The sequence below is a fragment of the Thioclava sp. NG1 genome (assembly GCF_003122275.1).
In the GTDB taxonomy this organism is placed as follows: Bacteria; Pseudomonadota; Alphaproteobacteria; order Rhodobacterales; family Rhodobacteraceae; genus Thioclava; species Thioclava nitratireducens.
This window is the reverse complement of record NZ_QFBB01000004.1, coordinates 45,932-59,185: the sequence shown is the minus strand read 5'-3', so window position 1 is coordinate 59,185 and position 13,254 is coordinate 45,932. Positions and strand designations below refer to the sequence as shown.

Here is a 13,254-nt window from a genome sequence, read left to right as displayed (position 1 = left end):
GCGCCTTTTCTCCCGCAAGCGGAATCGCTTCTCTTCTTCTTGATGAAAATATCCCGGGGCGCGATAGCGCAGGGTAGAGCCCCTTCACCCTTTAGTTTTGTCGCCCTACGGCGACGAGGGCGGAGCCCCTTGCTGTTACGCCACCAGCGCCTCGGCCTTCTTCAGGTCGACCGAGACGAGCTGGCTCACGCCCTGCTCCTGCATCGTCACCCCGAACAGCCGGTCCATCCGCGCCATCGTCACCGCATGGTGGGTGATGATCAAAAAGCGCGTATCGGTGCGCCGCGTCATCTCGTCGAGCAGGTCGCAGAAGCGCGTAACGTTGGCGTCGTCTAGCGGCGCGTCGACCTCGTCAAGCACGCAGATCGGCGCGGGGTTGGCCATGAAGACCGCGAAAATCAGCGCCATCGCGGTCAGCGTCTGCTCCCCGCCCGACAACAGCGACAGCGTGGACAGCTTCTTGCCCGGCGGCTGGCACATGATCTCGAGACCGGCCTCCAGCGGGTCGTCGCTTTCGACCAGTTGCAGGTTCGCAGAGCCACCGCCGAAGAGGTGGGTGAACAGCGTGCGGAAGTTCTCGTTCACCTGCTCGAACGCGGTCAGAAGACGCTCGCGCCCTTCGCGGTTGAGACCCGAAATCCCGGCGCGCAGCTTGCGGATCGCCTCTTCGAGATCGGATTTCTCCTGCACCAGCGCGTCATGCTCTTCCTGTACCTCGCGCGCATCTTCCTCGGCGCGCAGGTTGACTGCGCCGAGGCTTTCGCGCAGTCGCTTGAGCCGGTTCACTTCCGCGTCGAGCTTCTCCGCGTCGGGCATCTTCTCGGGATCGGTATCGAGGCTTTCCAGCAGATCCTGCGGCGACTTCTCGGTCTCTTCTAGGATGCGTTCGGCGGCATAGGCGACGGTTTCGCGCGCCGCGTCGACGCGGGCCTCGGCGCGGGCGCGGGCTTCGCGCGCCTCGCCAGCCAGACGTTCGGCCTCGCGCTCGGCCAGCTGCGCCTCGCGCAGGGCGGTTTCCGCGCCCGACAGCTTTTCCGACGCTTCGGCCTGACGCGCTTCGGCGGTGGCAATGGCTTCCGACAGCTCGGCGCGTTTCGCGGCCAATTCCTCAGGGGCGGCGGAGGCGTCTTTCAACTCCGCCTCGCTCTCGATCTTGCGGGTTTCCAGCTCGGCGGAGCGTTTCTCTGCGGTCTCCAGCCGGTGCCGCCAACCGGAGATTTCCTTGGTGATCTCCTGCCGACGCTTCAGCCGCGCCTCGCCCTCGCGACGGATTTCGTCATGGGCGGAGCGCTTGGTCATCATCGTCATCCGCGCCGCTTCGACGGTCATCTTCACAGCCTCGACGTCGCCGCGCGCGGCGTCCAGATCGGGCAGGGAGGATTGCGCATTCACCGCCTCGCGCAGCGCCATCCGCGCGCTGCTAGCTTCTTCCTCGTGGCGTGCGACGGCGAGCTGTGCGCTTTCAAGCTTGGAGCTGGCGATGGAACGATCGGCCTCGGCGCGGCTGAGCGCGCGGCCCGCCTCGGCCAGACGGCGATCGGCCTCGCGGCGCGCCTCGCGGGCGCTGGCATCGGCGCGTGTGGCCTCGGCCAGCGCGGCGGTCAGCGCCTCATGAGCGGATTTCGCGCCCGAAGCGCGCGCCTCGGCCTCTTCGAGATCGCGCTTCAATTCCACCAGACGGTTGAGCTGTTGCAGGCGCAGTGCGGCGGCGGTCGGGGCATCCTCGGCGCCGGCGCGATAGCCGTCCCAGCGCCACAGGTCGCCCTCGGTCGACACCAGCCGCTGACCGGGGGCCAGCTGATCCTGCAGCCGCGCGCCCTCGTCATAATCCTCTACCAGACCAATCTGCGAAATCCGGCGGACCAGCACGTCGGGCACGTCGACATGGGCCGAGAGCGGCTCGACCCCGGCGGGCAGGGGTTGCGGCGTGGGATAGTCGGGGAGGGCTTGCCAGCCGGTCGCGTCATCCTCGCCGACTTCCGGCGCGCGCAGGTCATCGGCGAGGGCGGCACCAAGGGCCGCCTCGTAGCCACGATCCACCCGGACGCGGTCGAGAATTTGCTGACCGTTGGAGGCTTCGCGCTCGACCAGACGAGCCAGTGCCGAGACTTCGGCGCGCAAGGCCCCCGCTTCGCCCTCGGCCTCCGAGCGCGCTGCCCGGGCTGCGCTTTCGCGGCCCTGCGCCTCGGCGCGCGCGTCATCGGCAGCGGCCAACGACTCTTCGGCAGCTTCGGCGGCAGCTTGCGCTTGTGTCTGTGCGCCTTCGGCTGCCTCGAATTCCGCATTCGCCTTCGCAAGCGCGGCGGCAGCAGCCTCGGCAGCTTGCTTCGCCTGCGCGGCGGCGGCCTCGGATTTCTCGGCCGTCGCGCGGTTGTCGGTCACCAAACGCTGCGACGACTGGTGGCGGGCCGCGAGCCGCGCGACATCCTCGGTCAGTTCCGACAGTTGCGCCTCGCGCTCCTGCAGAATCTGCGCAGCCTCATGGGCGGCATCGACCGCTGCGGCCAGCTTGTCTTCATGCCCCTCGGAGGCTTTCGCGATCTGCGCCTGCTCCCATTCGAGCCGCCCGATCGTCTCCCCCGCATCGCGATTTAGGCCCGCTTCGCGCTCCATGTCGCGCACGAGCTGCTCGATCCGGGCCTTCAGCGTCTCGATCCGCGCAATCGCCTGATCTTCCTGATCCGAGAGCGCGTCGCGCTGTACGGTGAGGCGTTGCAGGATCGCGCCTGCGATGGCTTCTTCCTCGCGCAGCGGCGGCAATGCGTCTTCCTTGCCCTGCCGGGCTTTCGCCGCCTCGCGGGAGGCTCTCTCGGCTTGCGCGGCCCCGGTGACCTTCTCGCGATGCGCCTCTTCGGCGGTCGTGCGGGCCAGATCGGCTTCGCGCCAACGACGATACAGCAGCATCCCCTCGGCGCGGCGCAGCTCTTCGCCGATGGTGCGGTAGCGCGCGGCCTGACGGGCCTGCCGGGCGAGGGTAGCCAGCTGCGAGGCGAGTTGCTCGATCACGTCATCGACGCGCGTCAGGTTCTGCTCGGCGCCGTTCAGCTTCAGCTCCGCCTCGTGGCGGCGCTGATAGAGCCCGGAAATCCCGGCCGCTTCCTCGAGGATGCGGCGACGGTTCTTCGGCTTGGCGTTGATCAGCTCGGAAATCTGGCCCTGCCGCACGAGTGCGGGCGAATGCGCGCCGGTCGAGGCGTCCGCGAACAGCATCTGAACGTCTCGAGCGCGCACGTCCTTGGAGTTCACCTTGTAGGCCGAGCCCGCATCGCGGGTGATCCGGCGCACGATTTCCAGCCCGTCGCTGTCGTTGAACCCCGAGGGCGCGAGCCGCTCGGTATTGTCGATCTGCAGCGCGACTTCCGCGAAATTGCGCGCGCCCCGCGACGAGGCACCCGCGAAGATCACGTCTTCCATCCCGCCGCCGCGCATCGCCGAGGGGCGGTTCTCGCCCATCACCCAGCGCAGCGCTTCCAGGAGGTTCGACTTGCCGCAGCCATTGGGCCCGACGACGCCGGTCAGCCCGTCATGGATCACGAGATCCGTGGGGTCCACGAAGCTCTTGAAACCGTTGAGACGTAGCCGAGAGAAGCGCAATTGCCGAACTTTCCGAATCTGAATGAGTACTGAGAAGTGTCCGTAGAGCAGGCCTGCGAGTCAATGGGAAGACACTTCATCTGGAGATGATGGCGGCATTATCCACAAGATATTGGCGTATTCTCGCCGGTATTTCGCGCTATTTGCGCTCCGGATCCTCGAAGCCGGGAGAAGCGTGTTTCGCCTGAAGCTCTTGAATAGTCCGTCTTTTCCTTTTGTGCGGGCAGGCTTAGCATCGAAAGCGACCCAAGGAGCCGACCGATGATCCCAGCCCTGTCCCTGATCCTCGCCTGCCAACTCGCCGGCGAGATCCTGTCCCGCGCCTTGCAGCTACCGCTTCCCGGCCCGGTTCTGGGGATGATCTTCCTGCTGATCGTGATGAGCGTCTCGGGCAAGGTGCAGCAGATCGTGCGCCCCACTGCCCAGTTCGTCTTGCAACACCTGTCGCTTCTCTTTGTGCCGGCGGGCGTGGGGATCGTCGCGCATCTCGGCGCGCTGCGCGAGCATGGGCTTGGACTGGCGGTGGCGCTGGGGGTGTCGACCATGCTGGCGATCGTGGTCGGTGCGGCGGTTTTCGTCGCGGTGGCGAAGCTGACGCGGAGCGATGTGGATGACTGATCCGTTCAAGCTCTGGTCCTATCTGTCCTCCGAACCGCTGCTGTGGCTCTGGGCGACGCTGATCGCCTATTGGATCGGGGATGCGATCTTCAAAAGCGTGAACCGCAACCCCTTCGCCAATCCGGTGATGATCGCGGTGGTGATCCTCGGCGCGGTGCTCCTGATGACCGGCACGCCCTATCAGCGCTATTTCGACGGGGCGCAATTCGTGCATTTCATGCTGGGCCCGGCGACGGTCTGCCTGGCGGTGCCGCTGCATGCGAACCTGCCCAAGGTGAAGCGCGCCCTGCTGCCGATCGCAGCGGGGCTGGTGGCGGGGTCGGTCACGGCCATCGTCTCGGTTCTGGCGATTGCGAAGGCGATGGGGGCGGGGCCTGAGTTGCTCGCCTCGCTCGCGCCGAAATCGGTGACGGCCCCGGTGGCTATCGGGATTTCGCAAAGCTTGGGCGGGGAGCCGTCGCTGACGGCGGCGTTGGTGATCCTGACCGGGATGATCGGGGCGATTACGGTGACGCCGATGCTCAACCTGCTGGGCTTTCGCGACTGGCGGGCGCGGGGCTTCGCGGTGGGCGTCGCGGCCCACGGGATCGGCACGGCGCGTGCCTTTCAGGTACATGAGACCGCGGGGGCGTTTGCGTCCATCGGAATGGGGCTGAACGCGGTGCTGACCGCCTTCCTCGCGCCGGTCGTGCTGAGTTACTTCGGTTAATCGACTTCCGTCAATATTGGCGCGGCGGGCGGGCCTTGTAGACCGGGAGCTTCCAGCCGAAGCGCAGCGATCCGGCGCGCAGCGCGAAAGTCACGCCGCCGCAGATCAGCAGCGCCAGCAGCGTATCCGCTCCGAGCGCCGTCGCGACCAGCGCGCTCGCTGCCCCTGCGAAGGCGCAGGACAGGTAAAGCTCGCCCTGTTTGAGGACCAGCGGCACCTCGTTGCAAACCACGTCGCGCATCAGGCCCCCGAAGGTGCCGGTGGCGATGCCCATGATCAAGACGATCACTGGGCCATGTTCCAGCCGCATCGTGATCGCCACGCCCGCCGGTACCGCCACCGCCAATGCGCAGGCATCCAGCCACAGCAGTGCACGATAGCGGCTTTCCAGAAGATGCGCGGTGAAGAACACGACCACCGCCGCCCCCGCCGCGATAAGCACATAGGTGGGATCGCCGACCCAGAAGACCGGGTCACGGCCGAGAAGCAGGTCGCGCAGGGTGCCGCCGCCGATAGCAGTCAGCGCGGCAACGAAGATGAAGCCCACGAGGTCGAGCTGCTGGCGCGAGGCGACCAGCGCCCCGGTCAGTGCGAAGACCAGCACCGAAGCGTAATCCAGCGCCGCACCCACGGGAAAATCTCCCAGCCATGCGGGCAGGGCGGTCATTTTTGCTTGGCCGGTTTGAAGGGCTCCATCCCGGCGCGGGCCAATTCATCGGCGCGCTCGTTCTCCGGGTGGCCCGCATGGCCCTTGATCCATTCCCAGGTCACGCGATGGCGGCGCTGCGCCTCGTCGAGCCGCTGCCAGAGATCGACGTTCTTCACCGGTTTCTTCGCCGCAGTCTTCCAGCCGTTGCGCTTCCAGCCGTGGATCCAGCCGGTCACGCCGTTCTTCACGTATGCGGAGTCTGTGGTGATCGTGATCGCGGTGTCGCGGGTCAGGGCCTCCAGCGCGTTGATCGCGGCCAGAAGCTCCATCCGGTTATTGGTGGTCTCGGCCTCGCCTCCCTTGAGCTCGCGCTCCTTGACGACCGCTTCGCCGTCCATCGCGCGCATCAAGACGCCCCAGCCGCCGGGGCCGGGATTGCCGCTGCACGCGCCATCCGTCCATGCGTAAAGCTTAGCCATCGAGACCCACATAGCCGTCGAGCTTAGCGATCCGGTCGAGCCAGCGGCGCAGCGCCGGGAAGGGCTCGAGATCATAGCCGCCGCGCGTGTCGGCGGTGTGGGTATAGGCGTAGAGGCAGATATCGGCGAGGCTCATCGCGTCGCCTGCAAGCCAATCCGCCTGCTCCAGCCGCTGCTCCATGATGCCCAAAAGGACGTGGCCGCGCACTTCCAGCGCGTCAAGCGTCTCCTGCGTTCGCTCATGGGCGCGATGCGGATAGCACAGGATCGCGGCGCGCACGGCGATGACGCCCTCGTGCTGGTTCTGCTCCCAGAACATCCAGGACAGCATCTGCGCCCGGGCGAAACGATCCTCCGGCACGAAGCGCGAGCCTTCGCCGAGATAGGTCAGGATCGCGTTGGATTCGCCCAGCACCCGCCCGTCATCGAGTTGGAGCGTGGGTGCTTTGCCGAAGGGAAGGGCCCCGCTTTCATGCGCCTGAGCCAATGCGTCGCTGTCATATTCCACATCGACCCGGTCATAGCTCTCGCCCAGCAGCGCCATCAGCAGACGCACCTTGTAGCTGTTGCCCGAGGAGGGCATCGAATAAAGCTTCATCTCGTTACGTCCTTACGATCGCGATCAGGCAGGCGACGACGACTGCCGTCAGGCCGATGCGCAGTTTCAGCCACCAGAGCGGCGTATGACCGAACTTCTGGAACAGCCAGTCGAGCGGCAGCAGGGCGAGGAAGCCGAGAAGCAGTACGAAATTCACCGGCATCCCGAGCGCCACGAAAGCGATGAAGAAGAGGACCGGGGCCACGGCGAGGAAATAGCCCGTCTCCCATTCCGCCCGCGCCGCGAAGCCCCAGAGGCTGCCCGCCATGAAGCAGAAGATCATCAGGCCATAGGCGAGCACGGCTACACGCGGATCGGCGACGAAGGCGAATTGCCCGGTCTGCACCACCAGCACGCCCCAAAGGAACGGGATCAGCCCGGCAAGGCCGAGGATCAGCGCGCCGCCGGGGATTTTCGGACCCATACCGCGCATCACGAGGCTTCCCGCAATACGCGCGGCACCTTGAACTCGATGTCCTCGCGGGCGGTTTCGATCTGGTCGACCGTCAGGTCAAAGCGTTGGCGGAAAGCGTCGATCACCTCGTCGATCAGCACTTCCGGTGCTGACGCGCCTGCGGTCACGCCGACCGTCTTTACGCCTTCCAGCGCGCGCCAGTCGATATCCTCGGCGCGTTGCACGAGTTGCGAATAGGCACAGCCCGAAGCCTTGCCGACCTCGACGAGACGCCGCGAGTTGGACGAGTTCGGCGCGCCGATCACCAGCAGCGCGTCGATCTGATCGGCCATCGCCTTCACTGCCGCCTGACGGTTCGTGGTGGCATAGCAGATGTCTTCCTTGGCGGGGCCGACGATCTTCGGGAAGCGGTCCTGCAGGGCCTCGACGATTGCTGCCGTGTCATCGACCGAAAGCGTGGTCTGGGTGATAAAGGCCAGTTGGTCGGGGTCGCGCGGTGTGATCTTGGCCACGTCTTCGACCGTTTCGACCAGTAGCACCTCGCCTTCAGGCAGTTGCCCCATCGTGCCGAGAACTTCCGGGTGGCCGGCATGGCCGATCATGACCATCTGCAGCCCCTCTTTCGAGTGCCGCTCGGCTTCCTTATGGACCTTGCTCACCAGTGGGCAGGTCGCGTCAACATAGATCATCTCGCGCCGCGAAGCCTCGGCGGGCACCGATTTCGGCACGCCGTGGGCCGAGAAGATCACCGGTCGGTCGTCGGGGCATTCGTCGAGCTCTTCGACAAAGACGGCGCCTTGGTCGCGCAGACTGTCGACGACGTATTTGTTATGCACGATCTCGTGGCGCACATAGACCGGTGCGCCCCATTTCTCGAGGGCCATCTCGACGATCTTGATCGCCCGGTCGACGCCCGCGCAAAAGCCGCGCGGGGCTGCGAGATAGAGTGTCAGGGAGGGTTTCATCGCGCGCTCCTTTGTTCGGGTTCAGACGTAAAGCTCCACCAGCCTCGCGTCCAGAGGCGATCAGCTTGCAAGCCCGATGGCCTGTGCCGTCAGCCATGCCAGCACCGCGTAGCGTCCCGCTTTCGCGATGAAGACCAGCGGCAGGAACAGCCACATCGACATCCGCAGGATGCCCGCGACGAGGCAGATCAGGTCGCCTCCGGGCGCCCAGCTCAGCAGCAATAGCCCGATCCCCCAGCGCTCGAACCAACGGTGGCCGCGCGCGAGCTGCGTCTCGTTCGCGGGAAACCATTTGCGATCTTTCCAGCGGGTCACGCCGAGACCGATCGCATAAGTGACGAGCGAGCCGATCGTATTACCCACGGCGGCGACGAGGATCATCAGCCAGATATTCTGGGTGCCGAGGGTCTGCAGCGCCACGAAAACCACTTCCGACTGGAAGGGGATCGGCGTGGCGGCCAGAAGGGCCGAGACGAAGAGGCCGAGCAGGGAGACGTTTTCGAGCATCAGGGCTTTCGTGAAAGGCAGCCGGGAGAACGATCCCGGAAAAGACGAAGGGCGCGCAGGTGATCCGCACGCCCCTTCAATCACGAATTACGGCCCGCGTCAGGCCCCGGATCAGCTCTCGCTGCCGTCTTCGCCTTCGCGCGGCTCGCGCGGCGGACGCCCGATAACTTCGCGCAGCGCGTCGAGTTCGATGAAATTATCGGCCTGGCGACGCAGTTCGTCAGCGATCATCGGCGGCTGCGAGCGGATCGTCGAGACGACCGAGACACGGCAGCCCTGACGCTGAAGGCTTTCGACCAGCGGCCGGAAATCGCCATCGCCAGAGAACAGCACGATATGATCGAGGCGCGGTGCGAGCTCCATCGCGTCGACGGCCAGCTCGATATCCATATTGCCCTTCACCTTTCGGCGGCCCATGGAATCCGTATATTCCTTCGCGGGCTTGGTAACCATCGCGAAGCCGTTGTAATTCAGCCAATCCACCAGCGGACGGATCGGCGAATATTCTTCGCTCTCCAGGAGGGCTGTGTAATAAAACGCGCGCACGAGTTTGCCGCGGCGCTCGAATTCTTGTCTCAACAGCTTGTAATCAATATCAAAGCCAAGCGCCTTGGCGGCCGCATAAAGATTAGATCCGTCTATGAACAGGGCGAGTCGTTCGTCCTTGTAGAACATACAGTCCTCTTGCACAGGTGGGGTGGACCAGATCGCTCATGTGCCGATACGGAAAGGATTAACCGTATCTCAGTCTTGCACAGGCGGGGAGGGCCGACCAGATTTAACTAGGACATATCGCATTTCGCGAGGGAAACGGAATCTGTCTTTATGGACACTAACTATTTGGTCGCTTTAGGGGCGAATTTACCGAGCCAATATGGGTCTCCTCGCGAAACGCTCTGCGCCGCTTTGGAGCGCTTGGAGCAACTGGGTTTTTCCATGGTGGCAATTAGCCGCTTCTGGTCTACGCCCGCCGTTCCCGCTGGGGCCGGTCCCGACTTCGTGAATGCTTGTTGCAAAATGCGATGCAATTTGCAACCTCGCGATGTCCTCGCGCAACTTCATGTCTTGGAAGAAGAATTTGGCCGCGTGCGGGAAGGCCGCTGGAGCGCGCGGGTCATTGATGTTGACCTGATTGCATCAGAGGAGCGGGTTCTGCCGGATCGCGACGCCTTTTTGCGCTGGCAGAATCTTCCGCAGGACGCGCAGCAGCGCGAGGCCCCGAGCGAGCTGATCCTGCCGCATCCGCGCTTGCAGGACAGGGCTTTCGTGCTGATTCCCCTTGCCGAAATCGCGCCGCTCTGGCCCCATCCGGTGACGGGGCAAAGCGTGATGGAGATGCTTGCAGCGCTTCCGGAAGCGGAAAAATCGTCGATTTCTCCGCTATGAGGGGGGCAAAACCCTGCGGGCGGGGTGGATGGGCGCTTGTGTTTCCGCACTGCAAAGCCTAAGTAGGGCCCTCAATCCGAGTTCTTCTGGAGAGATTCATGGCCCGCGTGACGGTTGAAGATTGCGTTGACAAGGTTCCGAACCGCTTCGAGCTGGTAATGCTCGCTTCGCATCGTGCCCGCGAAATCGCTGCTGGCGCTCCCATCACGGTCGAGCGCGACAACGATAAAAACCCCGTCGTCGCTCTGCGCGAAATCGCCGAGGAGACCCAATCGGCCGAGGATCTGCGTGAGCGTCTCATCGAGAGCAACCAGACCCAGATCGAGGTCGACGAGCCCGAAGAGGACTCGATGGCGATGCTCATGGGTGGCGAATCCCCCGATCGTGCCGTCGAGGACGACATGAGCGAAGAGCGCATGCTGCGCGCGCTGATGGACGCGCAAGGGCGCGAGTAATCCACTGATTGGCCGGAACGAGCGCGAATGATCGACGTCGAAGACCTGATCGCGCTCGTCCGCAATTATAATCCCAAGACCGATGCGGATCTGATCCGGAAGGCCTATGCCTACGGTAAGGACATGCATGAAGGGCAGTTCCGGCATTCGGGCGAGCCCTATTTTTCGCATCCCGTCGCGGTGGCGGCGATCCTGACCGAACAGCGTCTGGATGATGCGACCATCGTCACCGCCCTTCTGCACGACACGATCGAAGACACGCGCTCGACCTATGGCGAGGTCGCCGGGATGTTCGGCGAGCAGATCGCCGAGCTGGTCGACGGCGTCACCAAGCTGACCAACCTGCAACTCTCGAACGCGGCCTCGAAGCAGGCGGAAAACTTCCGCAAGCTGTTCATGGCGATGTCGAAAGACCTGCGGGTGATCCTCGTGAAGCTCGCCGACCGCCTGCACAACATGCGGACGATCCGTTCGATGCGGCCGGAAAAGCAGGCTCAGAAAGCGCGCGAGACGATGGAGATCTACGCGCCGCTCGCAGGCCGGATGGGTATGCAGTGGATGCGCGAGGAACTCGAAGACCTCGCCTTCAAGGTACTCAACCCCGAGGCGCGCACCTCGATCATTCGGCGCTTCGTCAGCCTGCAAAAGGAAACCGGCGATGTGATCCCGAAGATCACCGCCGACATCCGCGCGCTGCTCGAAGACGAGGATATCGACGCCGACGTGTTCGGTCGCGCGAAGCGGCCCTATTCGATCTGGCGCAAGATGGAGGAGAAGCAGCTCACCTTCTCGCGCCTGTCGGATATCTACGGCTTCCGCGTCATCACCCGCACCGAGATGGACTGCTACCGGGTTCTCGGGCTGATCCACCACCGTTGGCGCGCGGTGCCGACCCGCTTCAAGGATTATATCAGCCAGCCGAAGACCAACGGCTATCGCTCGATTCACACCACGGTGTCGGGGCGCGACGGCAAGCGCGTCGAGGTGCAGATCCGCACCCGCCAGATGCACGAAGTCGCCGAGGCAGGCGTCGCGGCGCATTGGTCCTATCGCGATGGCGAGCGCGCGCAGAACCCCTTCGCGGTCGATCCGGCGAAATGGTTGGCCTCGCTGAGCGAGCGGTTCTCGGACCCCGATGGCGATGGCGATCACGACGAGTTTCTCGAGAACGTCAAACTCGAGATGTATTCCGATCAGGTCTTCTGCTTCACGCCGAAGGGCGATGTGGTGAAGCTGCCGAAAGGCGCCACTCCGATCGATTTCGCCTATGCGATCCACACGCGTATCGGTAATAGCTGCGTCGGCGCCAAGGTCGACGGCATTCGCGTTCCGCTCTGGACGCGCTTGAAAAACGGCCAGTCGGTCGAGGTGATCACCGCCTCGGGCCAGCGTCCGCAGTTGACCTGGCTCGATATAGTGGCGACCGGGCGCGCCAAGGCAGCGATCCGCAAATCGCTGCGTGAGGAAGATCGCGACCGCTTCATCAAGCTGGGTCAGGAATTGGCACGGGTGGCGTTTGAGCATGTCGGCCGCCGCGTGACCGACAAGGCGCTGCGCACCGCCGGCAAGGCGCTGGGGATCGGCGATCAGGACGAGGTTCTCGCACGGCTCGGATCTGCAGAACTGGCGGCCTCGGACGTGTTGGACGCGCTTTACCCGGAACTCGCGCAACGCCGCGAAGGCGCCGAGATCGAGCCGACCCGCGCCGTTCTGGGGCTCGCCGCCGATCAGAGCTTCCGCCGTGCCGATTGCTGCCAGCCGCTCCCGGGAGAGCGGATCGTCGGCATCACCTATCGCGGGAAGGGCGTGGTGATCCACGCCATCGATTGCCCTGCGCTCGAAGAGTTCGAGGATCAGCCCGAACGCTGGGTCGATCTGCATTGGAAAACCGGGCAACACCCGCCTGCCTATACCGCGACGCTCAAGGTCACGATCTCGAACGACGCGGGCGTGCTGGGACATATCTGCACCTTGATCGGCCAGCAGAAGGCAAATATTTCGGACCTCAACTTCGTGGAGCGCAAGCCGGATTTCTATTCGGTGCTCGTAGAGGTCGAATTGTGCGATGCGGAACATATGCATCGCCTGCTTACCGCCCTTGAGGCGGAGAGCGACGTGGCGCAGGTGGAGCGGATCAGGAACCTGTCGCGCAAACCCTGACGCACACGGCGCAGGGGGGAGAAAGGACGGCGGCGTGGTCTTCAGGCGGCGCGAAAAAAGGGGGCTTCTGGCCAACCTGCGCGAGGCGATCTGGCCGCGTTCGGGCTGGTCCCGGGCTTTCCAATACGTCAAGCACCGCGTCAACCGACTGCCCGACCGCCCGCATCGCATCGCCCGCGGCGTCTGGGCCGGGGTCTTGGTCTCGTTCACGCCGCTCTTCGGATTTCACTTCGTCAGCGCGGCGGCCGTGGCCTGGATCATGCGCGGTAATATCCTCGCGGCGATCCTCGCCACCTTCTTCGGCAATCCGGTCACCTTCCCGATCATCGCTGTCTTCTCGACGAAGCTTGGGCACAAGATCCTGGGCGACCGGCTCGATCATGGCGGAGAGCCCGAAAGCCTGCTGCAGACCTTTCAGGCGGCGAGCCACGATCTGCTGCATAACTTCTGGGCGATGTTCACCCCCGAACATGCCGAATGGAGCGGTTTGGAGCGGTTCTTCACCGACGTCTGGCTACCCTACTTGATCGGCGGAATCGTTCCCGGCGTGATCTCGGCGACCATCTGCTACTACGTGTCCTTGCCGATCATCACCGCCTATCAGAACCGGCGGCGTAGTCGGCTCAAGGCGCGGCTCGAGAAGATGCGGGCGAAGATCAAGCGCGAGGAAAGGGCGGCGGCGAAGGCCGAGAAGTCCGAGGATTGAACCGATCCGGCTC

General features: G+C 64.4%; 14 protein-coding genes. 6 read left to right on the top strand and 8 right to left on the bottom strand.

What is annotated here, in order from left to right; all coding sequences use genetic code 11:
* Positions 1–135: 135 nt before the first annotated feature.
* Positions 136–3,594, bottom strand: coding sequence for a chromosome segregation protein SMC (gene smc / locus DEM26_RS08460; protein ID WP_109172156.1), 3,459 nt, complete (start codon positions 3,592–3,594; stop codon positions 136–138).
* Positions 3,595–3,855: 261 nt separating this feature from the next.
* Here smc and DEM26_RS08455 point away from each other — a divergent pair, with 261 nt between their 5' ends.
* Positions 3,856–4,212 (top strand): CidA/LrgA family protein, encoded by a 357-nt coding sequence (locus DEM26_RS08455; RefSeq protein ID WP_109172155.1) that lies wholly within the window; start codon positions 3,856–3,858, stop codon positions 4,210–4,212.
* Positions 4,205–4,921 carry an LrgB family protein gene (locus DEM26_RS08450; protein ID WP_075775398.1) on the top strand — a complete coding sequence of 239 codons (717 nt, stop codon included), beginning with the start codon at positions 4,205–4,207 and terminating at the stop codon, positions 4,919–4,921. Before DEM26_RS08455 ends, DEM26_RS08450 begins: the two co-directional genes overlap by 8 nt.
* A 10-nt stretch (positions 4,922–4,931) precedes the next feature.
* Here DEM26_RS08450 and DEM26_RS08445 read toward each other — a convergent pair whose 3' ends face one another.
* The 7 genes from DEM26_RS08445 to DEM26_RS08415 all read right to left on the bottom strand — a co-directional run bounded on the left by DEM26_RS08445 (position 4,932) and on the right by DEM26_RS08415 (position 9,209).
* Positions 4,932–5,588, bottom strand: a complete 657-nt coding sequence (locus DEM26_RS08445; RefSeq protein WP_075775399.1) for a trimeric intracellular cation channel family protein — start codon at positions 5,586–5,588, stop codon at positions 4,932–4,934.
* Positions 5,585–6,049 (bottom strand): ribonuclease HI, encoded by a 465-nt coding sequence (rnhA, locus tag DEM26_RS08440; protein ID WP_075775464.1) that lies wholly within the window; start codon positions 6,047–6,049, stop codon positions 5,585–5,587. Before rnhA ends, DEM26_RS08445 begins: the two co-directional genes overlap by 4 nt.
* Positions 6,042–6,647 (bottom strand): glutathione S-transferase family protein, encoded by a 606-nt coding sequence (locus DEM26_RS08435; RefSeq protein ID WP_088723100.1) that lies wholly within the window; start codon positions 6,645–6,647, stop codon positions 6,042–6,044. Before DEM26_RS08435 ends, rnhA begins: the two co-directional genes overlap by 8 nt.
* A 4-nt stretch (positions 6,648–6,651) precedes the next feature.
* Positions 6,652–7,080, bottom strand: coding sequence for a DUF3429 domain-containing protein (locus DEM26_RS08430; protein WP_077701026.1), 429 nt, complete (start codon positions 7,078–7,080; stop codon positions 6,652–6,654).
* The gene (ispH, locus tag DEM26_RS08425) at positions 7,080–8,027 is read right to left on the bottom strand and encodes a 4-hydroxy-3-methylbut-2-enyl diphosphate reductase (RefSeq protein WP_075775401.1); all 948 of its coding nucleotides are present in this window, start codon (positions 8,025–8,027) and stop codon (positions 7,080–7,082) included. The genes DEM26_RS08430 and ispH overlap by 1 nt, the downstream gene beginning before the upstream one ends.
* Before the next feature lie 60 nt (positions 8,028–8,087).
* Positions 8,088–8,534, bottom strand: coding sequence for a YqaA family protein (locus DEM26_RS08420; RefSeq protein WP_088723099.1), 447 nt, complete (start codon positions 8,532–8,534; stop codon positions 8,088–8,090).
* A gap of 111 nt (positions 8,535–8,645) precedes the next feature.
* Complete coding sequence (locus tag DEM26_RS08415; RefSeq protein ID WP_075775403.1) at positions 8,646–9,209, bottom strand: LabA-like NYN domain-containing protein; 564 nt, start codon at positions 9,207–9,209, stop codon at positions 8,646–8,648.
* A 150-nt stretch (positions 9,210–9,359) separates the two neighbouring features.
* Here DEM26_RS08415 and folK point away from each other — a divergent pair, with 150 nt between their 5' ends.
* The 4 genes from folK to DEM26_RS08395 all read left to right on the top strand — a co-directional run bounded on the left by folK (position 9,360) and on the right by DEM26_RS08395 (position 13,241).
* Positions 9,360–9,920, top strand: coding sequence for a 2-amino-4-hydroxy-6-hydroxymethyldihydropteridine diphosphokinase (gene folK, locus DEM26_RS08410; RefSeq protein WP_075775404.1), 561 nt, complete (start codon positions 9,360–9,362; stop codon positions 9,918–9,920).
* 98 nt (positions 9,921–10,018) lie between these two features.
* Complete coding sequence (rpoZ, locus tag DEM26_RS08405) at positions 10,019–10,375, top strand: DNA-directed RNA polymerase subunit omega (protein WP_075775405.1); 357 nt, start codon at positions 10,019–10,021, stop codon at positions 10,373–10,375.
* 27 nt (positions 10,376–10,402) lie between these two features.
* The gene (locus tag DEM26_RS08400; RefSeq protein ID WP_075775406.1) at positions 10,403–12,535 is read left to right on the top strand and encodes a RelA/SpoT family protein; all 2,133 of its coding nucleotides are present in this window, start codon (positions 10,403–10,405) and stop codon (positions 12,533–12,535) included.
* A 34-nt stretch (positions 12,536–12,569) separates the two neighbouring features.
* Positions 12,570–13,241 carry a DUF2062 domain-containing protein gene (locus tag DEM26_RS08395; RefSeq protein ID WP_075775407.1) on the top strand — a complete coding sequence of 224 codons (672 nt, stop codon included), beginning with the start codon at positions 12,570–12,572 and terminating at the stop codon, positions 13,239–13,241.
* Positions 13,242–13,254: the final 13 nt, after the last annotated feature.

Bases quoted from the DNA above. Each gene is read 5' to 3' on its own strand.
- DEM26_RS08445 (WP_075775399.1), bottom strand. From the start codon at position 5,588: ATGACCGCCCTGCCCGCATGGCTGGGAGATTTTCCCGTGGGTGCGGCG.
- DEM26_RS08455 (WP_109172155.1), top strand. From the start codon at position 3,856: ATGATCCCAGCCCTGTCCCTGATCCTCGCCTGCCAACTCGCCGGCGAG.
- DEM26_RS08420 (WP_088723099.1), bottom strand. From the start codon at position 8,534: ATGCTCGAAAACGTCTCCCTGCTCGGCCTCTTCGTCTCGGCCCTTCTG.
- folK (WP_075775404.1), top strand. From the start codon at position 9,360: ATGGACACTAACTATTTGGTCGCTTTAGGGGCGAATTTACCGAGCCAA.
- DEM26_RS08450 (WP_075775398.1), top strand. From the start codon at position 4,205: ATGACTGATCCGTTCAAGCTCTGGTCCTATCTGTCCTCCGAACCGCTG.
- DEM26_RS08415 (WP_075775403.1), bottom strand. From the start codon at position 9,209: ATGTTCTACAAGGACGAACGACTCGCCCTGTTCATAGACGGATCTAAT.
- rpoZ (WP_075775405.1), top strand. From the start codon at position 10,019: ATGGCCCGCGTGACGGTTGAAGATTGCGTTGACAAGGTTCCGAACCGC.
- DEM26_RS08400 (WP_075775406.1), top strand. From the start codon at position 10,403: ATGATCGACGTCGAAGACCTGATCGCGCTCGTCCGCAATTATAATCCC.
- DEM26_RS08435 (WP_088723100.1), bottom strand. From the start codon at position 6,647: ATGAAGCTTTATTCGATGCCCTCCTCGGGCAACAGCTACAAGGTGCGT.
- DEM26_RS08430 (WP_077701026.1), bottom strand. From the start codon at position 7,080: ATGCGCGGTATGGGTCCGAAAATCCCCGGCGGCGCGCTGATCCTCGGC.
- rnhA (WP_075775464.1), bottom strand. From the start codon at position 6,049: ATGGCTAAGCTTTACGCATGGACGGATGGCGCGTGCAGCGGCAATCCC.
- ispH (WP_075775401.1), bottom strand. From the start codon at position 8,027: ATGAAACCCTCCCTGACACTCTATCTCGCAGCCCCGCGCGGCTTTTGC.